At 64.0% G+C, this 20,379-nt stretch carries 31 protein-coding genes; 30 read left to right on the forward strand and 1 reads right to left on the reverse strand.

The window, feature by feature from the left end; all coding sequences use genetic code 11:
• Positions 1–2: 2 nt before the first annotated feature.
• The 4 genes from MQH31_RS01380 to MQH31_RS01395 all read left to right on the forward strand — a co-directional run bounded on the left by MQH31_RS01380 (position 3) and on the right by MQH31_RS01395 (position 3,071).
• Positions 3–728 (forward strand): hypothetical protein, encoded by a 726-nt coding sequence (locus MQH31_RS01380; RefSeq protein ID WP_243010655.1) that lies wholly within the window; start codon positions 3–5, stop codon positions 726–728.
• A 120-nt stretch (positions 729–848) separates the two neighbouring features.
• Positions 849–1,790 (forward strand): ribonuclease E domain-containing protein, encoded by a 942-nt coding sequence (locus MQH31_RS01385; RefSeq protein WP_243010656.1) that lies wholly within the window; start codon positions 849–851, stop codon positions 1,788–1,790.
• 86 nt (positions 1,791–1,876) lie between these two features.
• Positions 1,877–2,365 (forward strand): DUF6121 family protein, encoded by a 489-nt coding sequence (locus tag MQH31_RS01390; protein ID WP_243010657.1) that lies wholly within the window; start codon positions 1,877–1,879, stop codon positions 2,363–2,365.
• 49 nt (positions 2,366–2,414) lie between these two features.
• Positions 2,415–3,071 carry a spermidine/putrescine ABC transporter substrate-binding protein gene (locus MQH31_RS01395; protein ID WP_243010658.1) on the forward strand — a complete coding sequence of 219 codons (657 nt, stop codon included), beginning with the start codon at positions 2,415–2,417 and terminating at the stop codon, positions 3,069–3,071.
• Between the two features lie 54 nt (positions 3,072–3,125).
• On the opposite strand, the gene MQH31_RS01400 is transcribed toward MQH31_RS01395, so the two are convergent.
• A complete protein-coding gene (locus MQH31_RS01400; protein WP_243010659.1) occupies positions 3,126–4,004 on the reverse strand; it encodes an endo alpha-1,4 polygalactosaminidase in 879 nt (292 codons plus the stop codon).
• A gap of 369 nt (positions 4,005–4,373) precedes the next feature.
• Here MQH31_RS01400 and rpsL point away from each other — a divergent pair, with 369 nt between their 5' ends.
• From rpsL to rplO, 26 genes are all read left to right on the forward strand, one after another.
• The gene (gene rpsL / locus MQH31_RS01405) at positions 4,374–4,748 is read left to right on the forward strand and encodes a 30S ribosomal protein S12 (RefSeq protein WP_055787040.1); all 375 of its coding nucleotides are present in this window, start codon (positions 4,374–4,376) and stop codon (positions 4,746–4,748) included.
• Entirely contained in the window at positions 4,748–5,218 is a 471-nt protein-coding gene (rpsG, locus tag MQH31_RS01410; RefSeq protein WP_066597688.1) for a 30S ribosomal protein S7, read from the forward strand. Before rpsL ends, rpsG begins: the two co-directional genes overlap by 1 nt.
• Before the next feature lie 102 nt (positions 5,219–5,320).
• Positions 5,321–7,435 (forward strand): elongation factor G, encoded by a 2,115-nt coding sequence (gene fusA, locus MQH31_RS01415; protein WP_134534177.1) that lies wholly within the window; start codon positions 5,321–5,323, stop codon positions 7,433–7,435.
• 144 nt (positions 7,436–7,579) lie between these two features.
• Positions 7,580–8,773, forward strand: a complete 1,194-nt coding sequence (gene tuf / locus MQH31_RS01420; protein WP_243010660.1) for an elongation factor Tu — start codon at positions 7,580–7,582, stop codon at positions 8,771–8,773.
• Between the two features lie 142 nt (positions 8,774–8,915).
• Positions 8,916–9,125, forward strand: a complete 210-nt coding sequence (locus tag MQH31_RS01425; protein ID WP_243010661.1) for an Rv0909 family putative TA system antitoxin — start codon at positions 8,916–8,918, stop codon at positions 9,123–9,125.
• Positions 9,126–9,519: 394 nt separating this feature from the next.
• A complete protein-coding gene (locus MQH31_RS01430; protein ID WP_243011648.1) occupies positions 9,520–10,257 on the forward strand; it encodes a type IV toxin-antitoxin system AbiEi family antitoxin in 738 nt (245 codons plus the stop codon).
• A 512-nt stretch (positions 10,258–10,769) separates the two neighbouring features.
• Positions 10,770–11,078, forward strand: coding sequence for a 30S ribosomal protein S10 (rpsJ, locus tag MQH31_RS01435; protein ID WP_035834607.1), 309 nt, complete (start codon positions 10,770–10,772; stop codon positions 11,076–11,078).
• A gap of 8 nt (positions 11,079–11,086) precedes the next feature.
• On the forward strand, positions 11,087–11,746 hold the full coding sequence (rplC, locus tag MQH31_RS01440; RefSeq protein WP_134534173.1) for a 50S ribosomal protein L3: 660 nt from the start codon (positions 11,087–11,089) through the stop codon (positions 11,744–11,746).
• 4 nt (positions 11,747–11,750) lie between these two features.
• Positions 11,751–12,401, forward strand: a complete 651-nt coding sequence (gene rplD, locus MQH31_RS01445) for a 50S ribosomal protein L4 (RefSeq protein ID WP_134534171.1) — start codon at positions 11,751–11,753, stop codon at positions 12,399–12,401.
• Positions 12,401–12,703 carry a 50S ribosomal protein L23 gene (rplW, locus tag MQH31_RS01450; protein ID WP_104100968.1) on the forward strand — a complete coding sequence of 101 codons (303 nt, stop codon included), beginning with the start codon at positions 12,401–12,403 and terminating at the stop codon, positions 12,701–12,703. The genes rplD and rplW overlap by 1 nt, the downstream gene beginning before the upstream one ends.
• Before the next feature lie 25 nt (positions 12,704–12,728).
• Positions 12,729–13,568, forward strand: coding sequence for a 50S ribosomal protein L2 (gene rplB / locus MQH31_RS01455; protein WP_134449887.1), 840 nt, complete (start codon positions 12,729–12,731; stop codon positions 13,566–13,568).
• A gap of 9 nt (positions 13,569–13,577) precedes the next feature.
• Positions 13,578–13,859 carry a 30S ribosomal protein S19 gene (rpsS, locus tag MQH31_RS01460; protein WP_134449888.1) on the forward strand — a complete coding sequence of 94 codons (282 nt, stop codon included), beginning with the start codon at positions 13,578–13,580 and terminating at the stop codon, positions 13,857–13,859.
• Between the two features lie 26 nt (positions 13,860–13,885).
• Entirely contained in the window at positions 13,886–14,251 is a 366-nt protein-coding gene (rplV, locus tag MQH31_RS01465; protein WP_134449889.1) for a 50S ribosomal protein L22, read from the forward strand.
• Complete coding sequence (rpsC, locus tag MQH31_RS01470; RefSeq protein ID WP_134449890.1) at positions 14,251–15,012, forward strand: 30S ribosomal protein S3; 762 nt, start codon at positions 14,251–14,253, stop codon at positions 15,010–15,012. Before rplV ends, rpsC begins: the two co-directional genes overlap by 1 nt.
• Before the next feature lie 2 nt (positions 15,013–15,014).
• Complete coding sequence (rplP, locus tag MQH31_RS01475; protein WP_134449891.1) at positions 15,015–15,434, forward strand: 50S ribosomal protein L16; 420 nt, start codon at positions 15,015–15,017, stop codon at positions 15,432–15,434.
• Positions 15,434–15,778 (forward strand): 50S ribosomal protein L29, encoded by a 345-nt coding sequence (gene rpmC, locus MQH31_RS20515; RefSeq protein ID WP_134449892.1) that lies wholly within the window; start codon positions 15,434–15,436, stop codon positions 15,776–15,778. The genes rplP and rpmC overlap by 1 nt, the downstream gene beginning before the upstream one ends.
• Before the next feature lie 2 nt (positions 15,779–15,780).
• Entirely contained in the window at positions 15,781–16,080 is a 300-nt protein-coding gene (gene rpsQ, locus MQH31_RS01485; protein ID WP_134449893.1) for a 30S ribosomal protein S17, read from the forward strand.
• Between the two features lie 33 nt (positions 16,081–16,113).
• Positions 16,114–16,482, forward strand: a complete 369-nt coding sequence (gene rplN / locus MQH31_RS01490) for a 50S ribosomal protein L14 (protein ID WP_134449894.1) — start codon at positions 16,114–16,116, stop codon at positions 16,480–16,482.
• Positions 16,483–16,485: 3 nt separating this feature from the next.
• Positions 16,486–16,845 (forward strand): 50S ribosomal protein L24, encoded by a 360-nt coding sequence (gene rplX, locus MQH31_RS01495; RefSeq protein ID WP_134449895.1) that lies wholly within the window; start codon positions 16,486–16,488, stop codon positions 16,843–16,845.
• Positions 16,845–17,444, forward strand: a complete 600-nt coding sequence (gene rplE, locus MQH31_RS01500; RefSeq protein WP_134534169.1) for a 50S ribosomal protein L5 — start codon at positions 16,845–16,847, stop codon at positions 17,442–17,444. The genes rplX and rplE overlap by 1 nt, the downstream gene beginning before the upstream one ends.
• Before the next feature lie 109 nt (positions 17,445–17,553).
• The gene (rpsH, locus tag MQH31_RS01505) at positions 17,554–17,952 is read left to right on the forward strand and encodes a 30S ribosomal protein S8 (RefSeq protein WP_066597609.1); all 399 of its coding nucleotides are present in this window, start codon (positions 17,554–17,556) and stop codon (positions 17,950–17,952) included.
• Between the two features lie 6 nt (positions 17,953–17,958).
• Entirely contained in the window at positions 17,959–18,495 is a 537-nt protein-coding gene (gene rplF, locus MQH31_RS01510) for a 50S ribosomal protein L6 (RefSeq protein ID WP_134449897.1), read from the forward strand.
• A gap of 2 nt (positions 18,496–18,497) precedes the next feature.
• Complete coding sequence (gene rplR / locus MQH31_RS01515) at positions 18,498–18,869, forward strand: 50S ribosomal protein L18 (protein ID WP_134449898.1); 372 nt, start codon at positions 18,498–18,500, stop codon at positions 18,867–18,869.
• A 35-nt stretch (positions 18,870–18,904) separates the two neighbouring features.
• Complete coding sequence (rpsE, locus tag MQH31_RS01520; protein WP_104101028.1) at positions 18,905–19,576, forward strand: 30S ribosomal protein S5; 672 nt, start codon at positions 18,905–18,907, stop codon at positions 19,574–19,576.
• Complete coding sequence (gene rpmD, locus MQH31_RS01525) at positions 19,576–19,758, forward strand: 50S ribosomal protein L30 (RefSeq protein ID WP_174774564.1); 183 nt, start codon at positions 19,576–19,578, stop codon at positions 19,756–19,758. The genes rpsE and rpmD overlap by 1 nt, the downstream gene beginning before the upstream one ends.
• Positions 19,758–20,303, forward strand: coding sequence for a 50S ribosomal protein L15 (gene rplO, locus MQH31_RS01530; RefSeq protein ID WP_134534167.1), 546 nt, complete (start codon positions 19,758–19,760; stop codon positions 20,301–20,303). The genes rpmD and rplO overlap by 1 nt, the downstream gene beginning before the upstream one ends.
• Positions 20,304–20,379: the final 76 nt, after the last annotated feature.

Here is a 20,379-nt window from a genome sequence, read left to right on the forward strand (position 1 = left end):
TCATGGACAAGAACAGGATCTGGATCATCGGCTCGGTTGTCATCATGGTCGCCGTCCTCGCTATGGGCCTGCTGCTTGGTATCCAACCGCAACTCGCAGCGGTCGCCACAGCCGATCAGGCGCGCGTTGCGGTTGAGGCGTCAAATGCGGGGCAGGCAGCGGTGCTGGCCAAACTCCAGTCCGACTATGCCGGAATCGACGCGCTGAAAGCCGAACTGATTCCCCTGCGGGCCTCCGTGCCGAGCGGAACGGAGATGCCGAGTTTTGTCACTCAGCTTGATGCGCTCGCCGGGTCGACGTCGGTGACCCTGACTGGCATGACCGTTTCCGATGCCGTTCCGTATGCGGCTCCGGCCGCACTCGCGGCGACGGGAACGACCGACGCGGCTGCAACCCCAGCCGCCGTGATGCCGCTGACGAACGCACAGATCACGGCAACGACCTTCGCCTCGCTCGCCGTGTCGATCACGGTTACCGGCAGCTACGCCCATGCTCTTGACTTCATCAGCGGACTCCAGAGCGGCCAGCGACTCTTCCTGGTCACGGGGATCAACACGGCGCCCGTCGCCGAGGACGCGACCGCCGACGCGAAGAAGAGTGCGACAGGGGATATCACCGCCACCATCACCGGCCTCGTCTATGTGCTCGTCCCGCCAGCAACGGCCGGGACACCCGCCGCGACGACGGCCGCGACTCCGACACCCACCCCGACGCCCGCCGCGAAGTAGGCCCGGGACGGCCGCCGCGCCGAATCACAAATCGCGCGGCCAAGCTCCCAATCGGGGGCCGGGCATGTTGTTATGGTTGCTCCAGAGAACTACGGCCACCCGGCCCGCGAGGAGTGCAGCATGAGCGACCCGACATCAGACGAGCGCAACACGACCCCCGAGACGGATGCCCCGACGGCCGCGTACCAGCGGTCCGAGACGGACCCGACCGACCAGGCGGCACCGAGCGAGCCGGCGCACGCCGCCGCCTCCGTTCCCGCTGACGAGTCGGCGCCTGCGCCGCTCGCCGAGCCCGCGGCATCCGCCCCCGCCGCCCCGGTCGTCGCCCCCGAACCGGTCGGCGAGCCGATCTCCTACGAGACGCCCACAGCCGTTTCGGCAGGCGCAGCGCACGAGGATGCCCAGGTCGTCACGCAGGACCAGGCGACCGCCGAGCACGTTCCCGCCACCGATTACACCCCCGGCTACACGCCCGCGGTTCCCGTGCAGGCGCCCGCCGGCCCCATCTACATTCAGGCCCCGGCCCCGCCCGTCGAGAAGGGCAACCGGGGCGCCGGCGTGCTGCTCGCACTGCTCGCGACGGTCGTCTACGCCATCGTCTACGCGCTCGTCGCCTTCGGCATCGCCGGGGCAGGCAGCGGCTCGGTCGCCGACGCGGCCGCGAAGTTCAGCGACTTCATCGTGCTGCCGGTGTTCTACGTGCCGGCCGTATTCTTCTTCATCGGGTTCTCCCTGCTCGTGCTGATCGTCAACCGCGGCGGCTGGTGGGCCTACGTGCTCTTCGGCTTCCTCGTGGCCGTCATCGTGTACTTCTCCTACATCGGAGCGGCGCTGCTGACCGTGCAGGCCTGGACCTTCACCCCGTCCGAAGCGGTCCGGTTCATCACCGCGCAGTGGCTGAGCCCCTACGCGATCGCCGCCGCCATCGTCGCCCGCGAGGTGCCGATCTGGTTCGGCGCCTGGATCGCCCGCCGCGGACGCACCGTCACGGCCCGCAACGCCGCCGCCAAGCAGGACTACGACCGCCGCCTCGCGGAAGGGCCGCAGCTCTCCCGTCCGTAGTAATCCCGAACATTTCGGGATCGGCGCCGTCCGGTGGAGTCGCCGTGACGATGCGGCCCCCGCAGCGGGGGAGTGAGGCCTGAGCGATGCGCGAATACCAGAGATACGCGGCCGTCGTCGCCGTGTTCGCTGCCGTGCTCTACGCGGCCCTGCTCGTCGCGGGCTTCGGCATGATCAGCCTGCTCGCCGACATCGAGGTGATCCCGGTCACGGATGCCGGCCCGCTCGTCGGTCCCGGAATGGCGGCGGCGGCCGTGCTGCTGGTCTTCGCTCTCCTGCTGTGGCTCGGGCTGCGCGCCTCGCCGCGCCGCCAACGGGTGGCGCTCGGGTACGCGGCCGGAACCGGCATCGCCGCGTTCCTCGGGTTCGTCGCCGCGGGTTCCGTGCTCTACCTGCTCGGAACCGGGCCGCTCTTCAGCGGGCTGACGTTCGCCGCTGCGGTGCTGCGCGAACCCTTCGCGGCGACAACCGGCATTCTCGCCTTCGTCGTCACCCTGCTCTACTCGCTCGTGCTCGCCTCCCGCATGAACGAACACGGCCGGCCGCTCTGGCCGTGGGAGCGACCGGACGAATAGCCGAAATCTCCCGGTCGATTCGGCCCGGTATCGAGTAACCTTAACGTCCATGGATGGTTCCATCGAAGCGCGCGTCGGCGATGTCGTCGACGACTGGCTGAGGTGGCTCCCCAAGTGGCGACCCGGCACGCACACCCGCCGCACGCGGCTCTGCCGCACGTGCTTCGGTTCGCCGGTCATCCGCGCCGCCGGCCTCATGACCGACGTGCCCCACGCGGTTCAGCACGCTCTCGCGATGCGCGTGAAGGCCGTGATCGACGGCGCCGTCGACGCGTACACCGAGTCAACCCTTCCCCTGCTCAGCCGTGAAATCCACGCGAACGAGGAACGCAAGGCCGCGGCGGCAAGCTACCGCCCGGCCGACGGCCTCGACCCCGAGTACACCGGTCTCGAGCTCGACCCGCCCGCCGAACGGGAGGCACCCTACCTCTTCACCTTCGCGGAACTCTCCCGACCGGCCTCCCCGGCCGCGTTCGTCGCCGAACCGGCGCCTCTCACCCCCGCCGAGAAAGCGGCGATCCGGGCCGAGCTGCGCCTCGCCGACGAGTACGCCGCCGACGTGGGCGGCCAGGTCTGCACCGCCCTCTACCGGCACCGTGAGCGGATGCTGGCCGCCGTCGACGAGTTCGTCGAGCCCTGGGTGCAGTCCCTGCTCGCCGATCTCGACAGCACCCTCGACTCCCCGCTCTGGCCGCACGGCCTCTGAGCCTCCCCGCTCCTGACTCGCACGGCCGGCCGCTTTCCCCGGAGGTGGCGGGCTTCAGCTCGGGCAGTGCTCGAAGACGTAGCCGGAATCGGTATCGGCGACGAGCCCGCGGTCCCTCAGCACCATCGAGCGCGGCCGGTCACTCCGGGCGCACGCCTCGGCGAAGCTGTCCCTGAGGTCGTCGCTGTACTCGATGTCCAGCACGTCGTCGCCATAGGCATCCGTGTACACGCTGCACTCGGCGAAGCGGTCGCATTCCTCGGTCACGGCGAAGTCGAACCCGACCTCCGTCCGCAGGCGCGCGGCGAGTTCAGCGGAGTTCTTCTGCCCGATCGCGAGACCCAGAGCGTGTGTCTCCGCCGCGAAGAGAGTCACCAGGGCGATGTTGTCTGCCGCGGTCAGTGCGCCGCCCGATCGGGTGAAGGAGTCCAGGTTGTCGATCTCGACCGCGTTGAAGCCGGCGTCGGTGCACCGTTGCAGGGTCGGACGGAGCGCCGCGACGATCGCCGCTCGTCGCCGGTCCGTCGAGGTGTCGAAGATGATTTCGTCCGGCCAGCCCGCGTCGACCACGGGATCGGCAGCGCCGCCGAGCACCAGGTCGGGGTGATCCCTGAGCCAGGCGGCCGTTTCGCCCGGCTGCGACTGGAAACCGTTGACGTAGCAGATCGAATACACCCCGGGGGCGGGCTCGGCGCCGCTGTCGCGAGTCACGACGGCCGTCCCGGCCGGAACGGGGTAGGCGCCGCCGAGCTGGTAATCCGCCTGGGCTCCGCCGGGAAACGGTGTTCGCGCAGAGCCTGCTGCAGAGCCTGCCGCAGAGCCCGCCGCAGAAGCGGTCGTCGACGGTTGCGAGGGAACGGCCGAGCAGCCACTCAGCGCCACCACCACGGCCAGGACGGCGATTCGCGGTGCGACGGTGAGCTTCGGGTGCATGCAGAGTATTCTCGCGGGTTGCGCGGGGGAGCGGGCGCGCAGGGAACCCGACTCGCCGCATCCGCTCGTTGGCGGCTCACCATTTGACCGGGCTACCCGAGGGGAGTTAGTATTTCGAGGTGTGCGCTTCGTCGTGCGCTTGAGTCATGCCATCGCGATCTCGTCGTGCCGCACCTTGGGCGCCCAGACACGGCACGCATGCTGGGTTTGCTCACCGAGCAGCCCCCACGGCATACCCACTGAAACGCGCGGAACTTGTTCCGCGTGTGCCGGCGGGTCCAGATGAACTCGACAAGGACCGGAAACGGAACGAATCGAATGCTAACCATCAATGAGCTGTCACCGTGCAGCAATAACAAGGAGTAATTAGTGCCAACCATTCAGCAGTTGGTCAGGAAGGGCCGCAGCCCCAAGGTCACCAAGACCAAGGCTCCCGCCCTCAAGGCCAACCCGCAGCAGCGCGGCGTGTGCACCCGCGTGTACACCACCACCCCGAAGAAGCCGAACTCGGCTCTCCGCAAGGTCGCCCGCGTCAAGCTGTCGAACGGTACCGAGGTCACCGCCTACATCCCCGGCGAGGGTCACAACCTGCAGGAGCACTCGATGGTGCTCGTGCGTGGCGGTCGCGTGAAGGACCTCCCCGGTGTTCGTTACAAGATCGTTCGCGGCGCACTGGACACCCAGGCTGTCAAGAACCGCAAGCAGGCTCGTAGCCGCTACGGCGCCAAGATGGAGAAGAAGTAATGCCTCGTAAAGGCCCAGCGCCCAAGCGTCCCGTTATCGCTGACCCGGTATACGGCGCCCCCATCGTCTCCCAGCTCGTCAACAAAATCCTCCTCGACGGCAAAAAGGGCCTCGCCGAGCGCATCGTTTACGATGCACTCGAGGGCGTCGTTGCCAAGAACGGTGCGGATGCTGTCGTCACGCTGAAGAAGGCGCTCGACAACGTGCGCCCCACCCTCGAGGTGCGTTCGCGCCGCGTCGGTGGTTCCACCTACCAGGTGCCGGTCGAAGTCAAGCCGCACCGCGCCAATACCCTGGCCCTCCGCTGGTTGACCAGCTACGCCAAGGCGCGTCGCGAGAAGACCATGACCGAGCGTCTCACCAACGAGATCCTCGACGCGTCCAACGGCCTCGGTGCCGCGGTCAAGCGTCGTGAAGACACACACAAGATGGCCGAGGCGAACAAGGCCTTCGCACACTACCGCTGGTAGTCGCGTTCCGGTGAGCGAGCAGGGCGGGTCACCCGCCCCGCTCGCCCACCGGCTTGTCTTGTTTCGCCCCACACACCCCCAAAAAACGTCCGGAGGACACCCGTGGCACTTGATGTGCTCACCGACCTGAGCAAGGTCCGCAATATTGGCATCATGGCGCACATTGACGCTGGCAAGACCACCGTCACTGAGCGCATCCTGTACTACACGGGTGTCAACCACAAGATCGGCGAGACCCACGACGGCGCCTCGACCATGGACTGGATGGCGCAGGAGCAGGAACGTGGCATCACGATCACCTCCGCTGCGACGACCTGTTTCTGGGCCGGTAACCAGATCAACATCATCGACACCCCCGGCCACGTGGACTTCACCGTCGAGGTGGAGCGTTCGCTCCGCGTCCTCGACGGCGCGGTTGCCGTGTTCGACGGCAAGGAGGGCGTTGAGCCCCAGTCCGAGACCGTCTGGCGCCAGGCCGACAAGTACGACGTTCCCCGCATCTGCTTCGTCAACAAGATGGACAAGCTCGGCGCGGACTTCTTCTACACCGTCGACACCATCGTCAAGCGCCTCGGCGCGAAGCCGCTCGTCATCCAGCTGCCGATCGGCGCCGAGAACACCTTCGAAGGTGTTGTCGACCTCGTCGAGATGCGTGCACTGACCTGGCGCGGCGACTCCAAGGGTGACGTCGAGATGGGCTCCCACTACGAGATCGAGGTCATCCCGGCCGACCTCGTCGAGCAGGCCGCGGTCTACCGCAAGCTGCTCCTCGAGACCGTCGCCGAGACCGATGACGACCTCATGGAGAAGTACTTCTCCGGCGAAGAGCTCACCGTCTCCGAGATCAAGCACGCGATCCGCAAGCTCACGGTCAACAGCGAGATCTACCCGGTCCTCTGCGGCTCCGCGTTCAAGAACCGCGGCGTCCAGCCGATGCTCGACGCAGTCATCGACTACCTCCCCACCCCGCTCGACGTGCCGGCCATCGAGGCCCACGACGCGCGCGATGAAGAGGTCGTCGTCATGCGTCACTCCGACGCTGCCGAGCCGTTCACGGCCCTCGCGTTCAAGGTTGCGGTGCACCCGTTCTTCGGTCGCCTCACCTACATCCGCGTCTACTCGGGACACCTCGACTCCGGCGGCCAGGTCATCAACTCGACCAAGGGCAAGAAGGAGCGCATCGGGAAGATCTTCCAGATGCACGCCAACAAGGAGAACCCGGTGGCCTTCGTGACCGCCGGTCACATCTACGCGGTCATCGGCCTCAAGGACACCACCACCGGCGACACCCTGTGCGACCCGAACCACCAGGTCGTACTCGAGTCGATGACGTTCCCTGACCCGGTGATCGAGGTTGCGATCGAGCCGAAGACGAAGCAGGACCAGGAAAAGCTGGGTCTCGCGATCCAGAAGCTGGCCGAAGAAGACCCGACCTTCCGCACCGAGCAGAACCAGGAAACTGGCCAGACGGTCATCAAGGGAATGGGTGAACTTCACCTGGACATCCTCGTCGACCGCATGCGTCGCGAGTTCAACGTTGAGGCCAACGTCGGCAAGCCCCAGGTCGCGTACCGCGAGACGATCCGCAAGGCCGTCGAGCGTCACGACTACACCCACAAGAAGCAGACCGGTGGATCCGGCCAGTTCGCGAAGATTCAGATCGCGATCGAGCCGCTTGAGATCACTGCCGAAAAGGGTTACGAGTTCCTGAACAAGGTCACCGGTGGCCGCATCCCCAGGGAATACATCCCCTCGGTCGACGCGGGCATCCAGGACGCCATGCACGTCGGTGTTCTGGCCGGCTACCCGATGGTCGGCGTTCGCGCCAGCCTGCTCGACGGTGCCGCGCACGATGTCGACTCCTCGGAGATGGCGTTCAAGATCGCCGGTTCGATGGGCTTCAAGGAAGCCGTTCGCAAGGCCAACCCTGTTCTTCTCGAGCCGCTCATGAGCGTCGAAGTTCGTACGCCTGAGGAATACATGGGCGACGTCATCGGTGACCTCAACTCCCGCCGTGGTCAGATTCAGACCATGGAGGACGCGAGCGGCGTCAAGGTCATTCGTGCCTTCGTTCCGCTGTCGGAGATGTTCGGCTACATCGGCGACCTGAGGTCCAAGACTTCAGGGCGTGCCGTGTACTCGATGACCTTCGAGAGCTACGCCGAGGTCCCAAAGGCTGTCGCCGAAGAGATCATCCAGAAGAACAAGGGCGAATAGCCTGGGGCCCTCGGGCCTTTCCGGGCCTTCGGGCCGAAATCGCTTCGGCCTCCCGGCCCGAGTAACATAAGTACACAAATCCAGCAGTTTCTCCGGCCGCAAACCAGCGGGCGGTGAAGCCGAGAGTCCTGAGGAGGACCCACAGTGGCCAAGGCCAAGTTCGAGCGGACTAAGCCGCACGTAAACATCGGAACGATCGGTCACGTTGACCACGGAAAGACCACGCTGACTGCAGCGATCTCCAAGGTCCTTGCCGACACGTTCCCTTCCAAGACCAACGTTCAGCGCGACTTCGCGTCGATCGACTCGGCTCCGGAAGAACGCCAGCGCGGCATCACGATCAACATCTCCCATGTTGAGTACGAGACCGAAAAGCGTCACTATGCGCACGTCGACGCACCGGGCCACGCTGACTACATCAAGAACATGATCACCGGTGCCGCACAGATGGACGGCGCGATTCTCGTTGTCGCCGCAACTGACGGCCCGATGGCTCAGACCCGTGAGCACGTTCTTCTCGCCAAGCAGGTCGGCGTGCCGTCCCTGCTCGTCGCGCTGAACAAGTCCGACATGGTTGACGACGAAGAGATCCTTGAGCTCGTCGAGCTCGAGGTTCGCGAACTCCTCACCGCCCAGGGCTTCGACGGCGACAACGCTCCCGTTGTCCGCGTCTCCGCACTCAAGGCTCTGGAAGGCGACCCGAAGTGGGTCGGCAACATCCTCGAGCTGATGACGGCTGTCGACGAGTACTTCCCGGAGCCCGTCCGCGACAAGGACAAGCCGTTCCTCATGCCGATCGAGGACGTCTTCACGATCACCGGTCGTGGAACTGTCGTCACCGGCCGCGCCGAGCGTGGAACCCTCAAGATCAACTCCGAGGTCGAGGTTGTCGGCATCCGCCCGACGATCAAGACCACGGTCACTGGTATCGAGATGTTCCACAAGCAGCTCGACGAGGCATGGGCCGGCGAGAACTGTGGTCTTCTTCTTCGTGGCACCAAGCGCGAAGACGTCGAGCGCGGCCAGGTCGTCGTCAAGCCGGGTTCGGTTACGCCGCACACCGACTTCGAGGGCACCGCGTACATCCTGTCAAAGGAAGAGGGCGGCCGTCACAACCCGTTCTACGCGAACTACCGTCCGCAGTTCTACTTCCGCACCACCGACGTCACCGGCGTCATCACGCTGCCCGAGGGCACCGAGATGGTCATGCCCGGCGACACCACCGACCTGACTGTCGCGCTGATCCAGCCGATCGCTCTGGAAGATGGACTCGGCTTCGCTATCCGTGAAGGTGGCCGCACCGTCGGCGCCGGAACCGTGACGAAGATCATCAAGTAGTTCTTCACCACCTGCACCACTGAAACGGGTCGGTCCTTCGGGGCCGGCCCGTTTTTGCGTCCCCGCGCGGTCCTTGCCGCGGGCGGACGCCGGTTCTATCGTGGGTTGCGGTCGCACCGGAGCGGCCGGACTGGAGGACATCATGGGACTGGACGACATCACGAAGAAGGCCCAGGAATTCCTGGGCGACAGCAAGGTCACCGAGGCCCTGCACAGCGAGCAGGCCGAGGACATCAGCGACAAGCTCCTCGACGGCACCGCCGATGCGGTCAACAAGGTCACAGGCAACAAGTTCGAGGACCAGGTAGAGCAGGCCCGCACCGCCGCCGACACCCACCTCGGCACCGACTGACCCATACCTTTCCGGTCGAGAGTTACCGCTACAACGGCAACTCTCGACCGAAAAGGTACCTGTTGCTGGAAGATGAGCGGACTTAGCAGCTCCTCCACAATTCGGGTGGCTTGATATAGCGCACAGAACGGGACGCGCGCGATGCGTGTCGAGTGCCCACACGCACCCTGTCAGCATGAGACATACAGAGATCACCACCAAGTCCGGACTCGTGCTCGTCCGCGACCACGTCGCTGTGAATCAGGACGATCGTCCGCTGAGACGGGATGCAGACGCGGGCTCGCGTCAGCGCATCCGCCGCGGAGTGTACGTCGATTACGCGCTTTGGGAGGGCCTCACTCCTCTCGAGCGCTACAGATCGCATGTGATCGCAGTCGTGCACACGCGAAGGCGGATGCCAGTGGTCGGGTTTGACTCGGCCGCAGCCCTTTGGGGGTACCCTCGACTCAGCCCCTGGCCGGGAGTCGTGCACATCATCGTGGACCCGGCCTCCACGATGCGCAGCAAGAACAGGGTATTTGTGCACCGGGACCGGCTCGAAGCTGAGGATGTCGTCGAACTCGACGGCGTGCTCGTCACAAGCCCGGCGCGCACGCTTGTCGACCTGGCCCGAACGGCCAGCATGCGCGATAGCGTCGCTGCGATCGACCGCGGCCTCAATCGCACCCGGAGTGCGGCGGCGATTCGTGTGAGCCGGGATGAACTCTTCGCGGTGCACGACCGCGTTGTGACGACTCGAGGTCACCGGAAATCATTCGACGCGATCAGCTTCGGTAATGGGCTCGCGGACAATGGCGGCGAATCGGAGAGCAGGGTCGTCATCTTCCAGCTTGGGTTCCCCGACCCCCAGCTTCAGGTGCGACACGTCAATCCACGCGGTGGTTTCTATTACACCGACACGGAATGGCCCGAGTTTCAGGCGATTGGTGAGTTCGACGGACTTGGTAAGTACCTGAAGCAGGAATACCTCGGCTTGATGACACCGGGGGAGGCCGTACACGAAGAGAAGATCCGGGAGGACCACCTTCGCGCAGAGGGAAACCGTTTCGCACGCTGGGGATCCGGCGATCTGGACCCGCCTGCCTCGCTCCAACGGATCCTGTTACAGGTTGGGCTTCCGATCATTCGCTGACCGTTGCCTTTCCGGTCGAGAGTGACCCGCGCAAGTGGAACTCTCGACCGGAAAGGTAACGAGAAACGGATGCGAAACGGGCGGGAAGGGGGCAAAGCGGGGCGAAAGGGGGGCTAGACGCGCGACACGCCGGTCGCGACACGCCCGGGTTGCACAAAGGACTACCCCTGTGGCAGACTCTTCTAGTTCAACACTTTCGACTGCCGCGCTGCACGCGGTGTCGGGATCACTGCCAGGCAGTGCATAGCCGGTGTCCACAGGGCGCACGGTTAGGCCGCGGGTAGCAGAACAGAGCTTAAACCAACAGCCGGGAAAGCATGGGAAATCCATGCCTTCCCCCATGCCCCGGTGTGGAGAAGCGGTTGGCTCGGTTCAAAGTCGTGCGGCTGGAAGGCTGCGGGACGAGGAATCGAAATTGACAGATGAACAGTGGTGCGACAGCAGCAGTGCTACTACGGCGTCCAATGCAGCCTTCGGGATGTACGAAGCCTTGACAAGAAAGAGAGTTCGACATGGCGGGACAGAAAATCCGCATTCGACTTAAGTCGTATGACCACGAGGTCATTGACATCTCGGCGCGCAAGATCGTCGACACCGTGACCCGTGCGGGTGCAACGGTTGTCGGCCCCGTGCCGCTTCCGACCGAGAAGAACGTGGTGTGTGTCATCCGTTCCCCTCACAAGTACAAGGACAGCCGGGAGCACTTTGAAATGCGCACCCACAAGCGTCTGATCGACATCATTGACCCCACCCCGAAGGCCGTCGACTCGCTCATGCGTCTCGACCTTCCGGCGGACGTCAACATCGAGATCAAGCTCTAGGGCCCGCGATGTCTTACTCCGATACCAAGACCACCAAGGGTCTCCTCGGCAAGAAGCTCGGCATGACCCAGGTCTGGGACGAGAACAACAAGCTTGTTCCCGTCACCGTCATCGAGATCTCGCCGAACGTTGTCACCCAGATCCGCAGCAAGGAGATCGACGGCTACGCCGGCGTTCAGATCGCTGCAGGCGCCATCGACCCGCGCAAGGTCAACAAGCCTTCCGCCGGACACTTCGAAAAGGCGGGCGTCACGCCTCGCCGTCACCTCACCGAGCTCCGCACCGCGGATGCCGCTGACTACACCCTGGGACAGGAACTCACCGTTGACGGTGTCTTCGTTGCCGGCTCCAAGGTCGACGTCATGGGCACGAGCAAGGGTAAGGGTTTCGCCGGTGTTATGAAGCGTCACAACTTCAAGGGTGTCTCCTCTTCTCACGGTTCCCACCGCAACCACCGCAAGCCCGGTTCCATCGGTGCTTCCTCGACCCCGAGCCGTGTCTTCAAGGGCATGCGCATGGCCGGTCGTATGGGTGGCGAGCGCGTCACCGTGCTGAACCTCAAGGTTCACGCGATTGATGCCGAGAAGGGCCTCCTGCTGGTCAAGGGTGCCGTTCCCGGCGCCAAGGGCCGCCTCGTATTCGTCCGCACTGCCGTGAAGGGAGCGTAACCGCATGGCCACCACGCTCGATCTCATCGATGCAACCGGCGCAAAGTCCGGTTCCGTTGAACTGCCCGCCGAAATCTTCGACGTCCAGACCAACATCCCCCTGATCCACCAGGTCGTCGTCGCGCAGCTCGCTGCCGCACGCCAGGGCACGCACAAGACCAAGCGCCGCGGAGAAGTTTCCGGTGCCGGTCGCAAGCCCTTCAAGCAGAAGGGAACCGGTCGCGCTCGTCAGGGCTCGATCCGCGCGCCCCAGATGACCGGCGGTGGCATCGTCCACGGACCGACGCCCCGCAACTACGAACAGCGCACCCCCAAGAAAATGATCGCGGCAGCACTGCGCGGATCGCTTTCCGACCGCGCTCGTGGCGACCGTCTCCACGTCGTCACCGCACTGTTCACTGCAGAGACGCCCAGCACCAAGGGCGCCATCACGCTGCTCAGCCAGATCGCCAGCAGCAAGCACGTGCTGGTCGTCCTCGAGCGCACCGATGAACTGACACTGCGCAGCATCCGCAACCTCCCGACGGTGCACGTGCTGTCCTGGGACCAGCTGAATGCCTACGACGTTCTCGTCAGCGACGACATCGTCTTCACCCTGGGCGCGTTCGACGCGTTCGTGGCGAGCAAGACCAAGAAGGAAGAGGTGTCCGCATAATGGCTACCCCGATCAACAAGGATCCCCGCGACGTCATCATCGCTCCGGTCGTCTCTGAAAAGAGCTACGGCCTGATCGACGAGGGCAAGTACACCTTCATCGTGGACCCGCGCTCGAACAAGACCGAAATCAAGCTCGCGATCGAAAAGATCTTCAAGGTGGAGGTCGCTTCGATCAACACCATGAACCGCATCGGCAAGACGCGTCGCACGAAGTTCGGTCAGGGCAAGCGCAAGGACACCAAGCGTGCCATCGTCACGCTCAAGTCCGGTTCCATCGACATCTTCACGGCCGTCGGCTAAGCGGCGCGGACTAGAGGAATAAGAAATGGCTATTCGTAAGTTCAAGCCCACGACTCCTGGTCGTCGCGGTTCATCTGTTGCGGACTTCGCAGAGATCACCCGTTCGACCCCGGAGAAGTCCCTGCTTCGCCCCCTGTCCAAGACCGGTGGCCGTAACAACCAGGGTCGCATCACCACGCGTCACATCGGTGGTGGACACAAGCGTCAGTACCGTCTGATCGACTTCCGTCGTAACGACAAGGATGGCGTCAACGCCAAGGTCGCTCACATCGAGTACGACCCGAACCGCACGGCGCGCATCGCGCTCCTGCACTTCGTTGACGGCACCAAGCGCTACATCATCGCCCCGAACAAGCTGAACCAGGGCGACATCATCGAGTCGGGTTCGGGTGCTGACATCAAGCCCGGCAACAACCTGCCGCTGAAGAACATCCCCACCGGTACCATCATCCACGCGGTGGAACTGCGTCCGGGCGGCGGTGCCAAGATGGCCCGCTCCGCCGGTTCGTCGGTTCGCCTCGTTGCGAAGGATGGCATCTACGCCCAGCTGCGCCTTCCGTCCGGAGAAATCCGTAACGTCGACGCCCGCTGCCGCGCCACGATCGGCGAGGTCGGCAACGCCGAGCAGTCGAACATCAACTGGGGCAAGGCCGGCCGGATGCGCTGGAAAGGCGTTCGCCCGACCGTTCGTGGTGTTGCCATGAACCCGGTCGACCACCCGCACGGTGGTGGCGAGGGTAAGACGTCCGGTGGACGTCACCCCGTCAGCCCCTGGGGCCAGAAAGAAGGCCGTACCCGGCACCCGAACAAGGAAAGCGACAAGCTCATCGTTCGTCGCCGTACTGTCGGCAAGAAGCGTAAGTAGGAGTAGACGATGCCACGCAGTCTCAAGAAAGGCCCTTTCGTTGACGACCACCTGCTTCGCAAGGTTGTCCGGGCGAATGAAGCCAGCAGCAAGAACGTAATCAAGACCTGGTCGCGCCGTTCGATGATCATCCCCGACATGCTCGGGCACACCATCGCGGTTCACGACGGACGCAAGCACATCCCGGTGTTCGTCACCGAGAGCATGGTCGGGCACAAGCTCGGCGAGTTTGCGCCCACCCGCACCTTCCGTGGTCACGTGAAGGACGACAAGAAGGGCCGTCGCCGCTAACGCGGTGACGTGAAGGAGGAGAAGAAATGGTGGAGTCGATCGCACGCGTGCGTCACATCCGCGTTACCCCCCAGAAGGCTCGTCGCGTCGTCAACTTGATCCGCGGCAAGCAGGCCCACGAGGCCCTGGGAATCCTGAAGTTCGCAGCGCAGGGCGCCAGCGACCCGGTGTACAAGCTGGTGGCCTCGGCCATCGCGAATGCACGAGTCAAGGCCGATGCAGCGAACACATACCTGGACGAGCAGGACCTTTTCGTCAGCCAGGCATTCGTTGACGAGGGTACGACCCTCAAGCGTTTCCAGGCCCGCGCACAGGGTCGCGCATTCCAGATCAAGAAGCGTACGAGCCACATCACTGTTGTGCTCGCCACTCCTGAGGAGGGTACGAAGTAATGGGTCAGAAAGTAAACCCGTATGGCTTCCGTCTGGGAATCACGACCGACCACGTGTCGCGTTGGTTCTCTGACAGCACGAAGCCGGGACAGCGTTACAGCGACTTCGTCGCTGAAGACGTCAAGATCCGCCGCCTGCTGAGCACGACCCTCGACCGCGCGGGAGTTTCGCGCATCGAGATCGAGCGCACCCGTGACCGTGTCCGCGTCGACATCCACACCGCCCGTCCGGGCATTGTGATCGGTCGTCGTGGCGCCGAGGCCGAGCGGATCCGCTCCGACCTCGAGAAGCTCACGAGCAAGCAGATCCAGCTCAACATCCTCGAGGTCAAGAACCCCGAAGTCGACGCCCAGCTCGTTGCCCAGGGCATCGCAGAGCAGCTCTCCGCTCGTGTGGCTTTCCGCCGCGCGATGCGTAAGGGCCTGCAGGGCGCCCAGCGCGCCGGCGCCAAGGGTGTTCGCATCCAGGTGTCCGGTCGTCTCGGCGGCGCTGAGATGAGCCGCTCGGAGTTCTACCGCGAGGGACGCGTGCCACTGCACACCCTGCGTGCGAACATCGACTACGGCTTCTACGAAGCCAAGACCACCTTCGGCCGCATCGGCGTGAAGGTCTGGATCTACAAGGGCGACATCACCAACAAGGAACTCGCCCGCGAGCAGGCCAACGCTAAGTCGTCCCGCCCCGAGCGTCGTGACGACCGACCCCGCCGTGCGCCCCGCGCAGAGGCCGCGGCGCCGGTTGCAGCAGGAGTTGAGGCATAACCATGTTGATTCCACGCAGAGTCAAGCACCGTAAGCAGCACCACCCGGGCCGTACCGGCCACGCAACCGGTGGCACCGAGCTGTCGTTCGGCGAGTACGGCATCCAGGCCATCACCCCCGCGTATGTGACCAACCGTCAGATCGAGTCCGCTCGTATCGCGATCACCCGTCACATGAAGCGCGGCGGCAAGGTCTGGATCAACATCTACCCCGACCGCCCGCTCACCAAGAAGCCGGCCGAAACCCGCATGGGTTCCGGTAAGGGTTCTGTGGAGTGGTGGGTCGCCAACGTGAAGCCGGGTCGTGTGCTCTTCGAAATCGGCGGTGTCACTGACATCGTCGCCAAGGAAGCGCTCACCCGCGCCATTCACAAACTGCCGTTGAAGGCACGCATCATCAAGCGCGAGGAGGGCGACGCATAATGGCGATCGGATCCAAGGAGCTCGCCTCAGTCGAGCTCGACACTTTTGAAAACGAACGACTGTTCGACGAGCTGAAGAAGGCCAAGGAAGAGCTGTTCAACCTGCGCTTCCAGTCGGCCACCGGTCAGCTCGAAAGCCACGGCCGCCTCCGCGCGGTCAAGCGCGACATCGCTCGTATCTACACGGTTCTCCGTGAGCGCGAGTTGGGCATTCGCCCGACGCCCGCACCGGTCGAAGCGGCCGTCAAGGCCGACAAGGCAGAGAAGAAGCCCAAGAAGGCCCCCAAGGCTGCAGAATCCGAAACGGATGCTGTCGCCGAGGCCGTCGAAACGAAGGAGGCCTAGTCATGGCGAAGACTGACGAAACGGTCGTCGCAGCCGAGGCAGAAGCTCTCGTTCGCGGCTACCGGAAGACGCTGCGCGGCTACGTGACCAGCGACAAGATGGACAAGACCATCGTTGTAGAGGTCGAAGACCGCGTGAAGCACCCGTTGTACGGCAAGGTCATCCGCCGTACGTCCAAGCTGAAGGTCCACGACGAGGCGAACATCGCCGGCGTCGGCGACCTGGTCCTGATCAGTGAGACCCGTCCGCTGAGCGCCACCAAGCGCTTCCGCCTGGTCGAGATCCTCGAGAAGGCCAAGTAAGCCTCGCGCTTACTTGATAGAAGGGTATAAAAAGTGCTTCAGCAAGAATCACGACTCAAGGTTGCCGACAACACGGGTGCCAAGGAACTGTTGACCATCCGCGTCCTCGGTGGCTCCGGTCGTCGTTACGCAGGCCTCGGCGACACCATCGTCGCCACCGTCAAGGACGCGATCCCGGGCGGAAACGTCAAGAAGGGCGACGTCGTCAAGGCCGTCGTCGTTCGCGTCAAGAAGATGACCCGTCGTCCAGACGGTTCGTACATCAAGTTCGATGAGAACGCCGCAGTGATTTTGAAGAACGACGGTGACCCCCGGGGCACCCGAATCTTCGGACCGGTCGGTCGCGAGCTTCGCGACAAGAAGTTCATGAAGATCATCTCGCTGGCACCGGAGGTTATCTAAATCATGGCCAGACTCAAAAAGGGTGACCTCGTACAGGTCATCAGCGGCCGCAGCCAGGCACGCGGCGGCGACCGTGGCAAGCAGGGCAAGGTCATCGCCGTGCTCGTGGAGAAGAACCGTGTCCTCGTCGAGGGCATCAACTTCGTCACGAAGCACGTGCGTGTCGGCCAGACCCAGCGCGGCACCAAGACCGGCGGCATCGAGACCATGGAGGCGCCGATCCACGCGTCCAACGTGGCCATCGTCGACCCGGAGACCAAGAAGCCGACTCGCGTCGGCGTCCGCATCGAAGAGGTAACGAAGGACGGCGTCACCAAGACGGTCCGCATCCGTTACGCCAAGAAGTCAGGGAAGGACCTCTGATGACCGACACGATCGTTGCTGCGGGCGAAGCGCCCGTCAAGACGCTTCCGCGTCTCAAGCAGAAGTACCGCGACGAGATCTCCGCCAAGCTCGCCACCGAGCTCGGTTTCACGAACGTTCACCAGATTCCGAACCTCGTGAAGATCGTCGTCAACATGGGTGTCGGCGAGGCAGCTCGCGACGGCAAGATCATGGATGGCGCCGTTTCGGACCTCACCAAGATCACCGGCCAGAAGCCGCAGGTCACCAAGGCCCGCAAGTCCATCGCGCAGTTCAAACTGCGTGAAGGACAGCCCATTGGAACCCACGTCACCCTTCGCGGCGACCGCATGTGGGAGTTCCTGGACCGGCTTCTGAGCCTCGCCCTTCCCCGTATCCGTGACTTCCGCGGCCTCTCGGACAAGCAGTTCGACGGTGCGGGCAACTACACCTTCGGTCTCACCGAGCAGGTCATGTTCCACGAGATCGACCAGGACCGGATCGACCGTCTTCGCGGTATGGACATCACTGTCGTGACGACCGCCAAGAACAACGAAGAAGGCCGCGCGCTGCTCAAGGCGCTTGGCTTCCCCTTCCAGACGGCCGAGAACACCAAGTAGTACCGGCTAGTTTTAAAACCCTGGGGCTGGACAACCGTCCAGCCCCACCACGACCAAGGTCGTCACCCGTGTAACGGATGAACGAAACCAGGCGAGAAAGGCACCACAAATGACAATGACAGATCCGGTCGCAGACATGCTGACCAGACTGCGCAACGCTAACTCGGCGTACCACGACACAGTGTCGATGCCGCACAGCAAGCTCAAAGCGCACATCGCAGACATCCTCAAGGCGCAGGGTTACATCTCCGCCTGGGATGTCAAGGATGCAGAGGTCGGAAAGACCCTCACGCTGAACCTCAAGTTCGGTCCGAACCGCGAGCGTTCCATCGTCGGCATCAAGCGGGTTTCCAAGCCCGGCCTGCGCGTGTACGCAAAGTCGACCGAAATCCCCACCGTTCTCGGTGGCCTCGGCGTTGCCATCCTGTCCACCTCCAGCGGTCTGCTCACCGACCGTCAGGCCGAGAAGAAGGGCGTAGGCGGAGAAGTTCTCGCCTACGTGTGGTAGTCGACAATGTCACGTATTGGAAGACTCCCCATCCCGATCCCCGCGGATGTCACGGTTGCCACTGAGGGTCGCCTCGTCAGCGTCAAGGGCCCGAAGGGTGAGCTCGCGCTCACCGTCGCCAACCCGATCCAGGTGTCGATCGAAGACGGCCACGTTGTCGTCACCCGTCCGGACGACGAGCGCGCATCGCGTTCGCTGCACGGCCTGACCCGCACCCTGATCGCCAACCAGATCATCGGGGTGACCGTGGGTTACACCAAGGGCCTCGAGATCGTCGGTACCGGTTACCGCGTCGCCCAGAAGGGCACCGCGGTCGAGTTCGCCCTTGGCTTCTCACACCCGGTCCTCATCGAGCCGCCCGTCGGCATCACCCTGACCGTCGAGGGCGTCAACCGCCTCACGGTCGGTGGCATCGACAAGCAGGCCGTCGGCGAGGTCGCCGCCAACATCCGTAAGATTCGCAAGCCTGAGCCCTACAAGGGCAAGGGTGTGCGTTACGCCGGCGAGATTGTTCGCCGCAAGGCCGGAAAGAGTGGTAAGTAACCATGGGTCTCGGAACTAGAGGTAAGAGCAAGGCCGCTGCCCGCGGACGCAGGCACACACGTCTTCGCAAAAAGGTCGTCGGTACGGAGCTTCGTCCCCGTCTCGTCGTCACCCGTTCGGCTCGCCACGTCTTCGTGCAGGTCGTCGACGACAGCAAGGGTTTCACCCTTGCGTCGGCATCCACGCTCGAGACGGACATGCGCACCTTCGATGGTGACAAGACCGCCAAGGCCCGTAAGGTCGGTGAACTCGTCGCCGAGCGCGCGAAGGCCGCCGGTATCGACGCCGTCGTATTTGACCGTGGCGGCAGCAAGTACGCGGGACGCGTCGCTGCCATCGCCGAGGGAGCTCGAGAGGGTGGATTGAACCTGTGACCGCTGAAACCAGTAACACAGCAGCCAAGGAGACCGTGGTGGCCGCTGAGGCACCCGTCGAAACCGCTGCGTCAACCGCTCCGGCACAGAACGAGCCTCGTGAGGCTCGTCGTGGTGGCCGTGAGCGCAACCCGAACAAGGATCGCGGAAGCCGCGACGCCGACAAGAGCCAGTTCCTGGAGCGCGTTGTCACCATCAACCGCGTTTCCAAGGTGGTGAAGGGTGGTCGTCGCTTCAGCTTCACCGCCCTCGTCGTCGTCGGTGACGGCAACGGACTCGTCGGCGTGGGATACGGCAAGGCCCGCGAGGTCCCGACCGCTATCTCCAAGGGCGTCGAGGAAGCGAAGAAGAACTTCTTCCGCGTTCCCCGCGTCGGCCTGACGATCCCGCACCCGGTCCAGGGCGAAGCCGCAGCCGGCGTTGTCCTGCTGCGTCCCGCCGCTGCCGGTACCGGCGTTATCGCCGGTGGCCCCGTCCGCGCCGTGCTCGAATGCGCCGGCATCCACGACGTCCTGAGCAAGTCGCTGGGTTCGTCGAACACCATCAACATCGTCCACGCCACCGTCGAGGCACTGCACCAGCTCGAAGAGCCGCGTGCCGTTGCCGCCCGTCGTGGCCTCGCGTACGAAGACGTGGCCCCGGCCCGTTTCCTGCGCGCCGACGCCGCGGCTGCTGCTGCAGCAGCGGCAGCAAAGGCAGGTGCCTGATGGCTCGCCTCAAAGTGACACAGATCAAGTCCAAAATTAGTGAGAAGCAGAACCAGCGCGACACGCTTCGCAGCCTGGGTCTCAAGCGCATTGGCGCTGTCGTGATCCGCGAGGACAACTCGCAGAACCGCGGCTATGTCAACACGGTTGCTCACCTCGTGAAGGTCGAGGAGATTGACTAATGGCTGACGAGAAGGACGCTGCCGCCAAGGCAGCAACCAAGCCCGCCACCGCAAAGAAGGCTGCCCCCAAGGCTGCCGCCGCGAAGACTGCACCCGCTGAGAAGCGCGAGCAGGTGCTGAAGGTCCACCACCTTCGCCCCGCTCCCGGTTCGAAGAAGGGCCGTATGCGCGTCGGTCGTGGTGAAGGATCCAAGGGTAAGACCGCGGGTCGTGGCACCAAGGGCACCAAGGCACGCTACAACGTGCGCATCGGTTTCGAGGGTGGGCAGATGCCTCTGCACATGCGCACCCCGAAGCTGCGCGGGTTCAAGAACCCGTTCCGCGTCGAGTACCAGGTCGTCAACCTCGACCGTCTTGCCGAGCTCTACCCGAACGGTGGCGATGTAACCATCGCCGACCTGGTCGCCAAGGGCGCCGTTCGCGACAACGAAAAAGTCAAGGTGCTCGGTAACGGTGAAATTGCCGTTAAGCTGAACATTGCGGTCGACAAGGTCTCCAGCTCAGCTGAGCAGAAGATCGTCGCCGCGGGTGGCTCAATCAAGTAAGTCCGTAGACGCTGATCGAGCTTGTCGGGCGTCGCCATCGTTTATTCGATAGCGGCCCCGGCAGGCTCGTTTCACG

Origin of the sequence: Cryobacterium zhongshanensis (genome assembly GCF_022760445.1) — a bacterium.
Lineage (GTDB): Bacteria > Actinomycetota > Actinomycetes > Actinomycetales > Microbacteriaceae > Cryobacterium > Cryobacterium algoricola.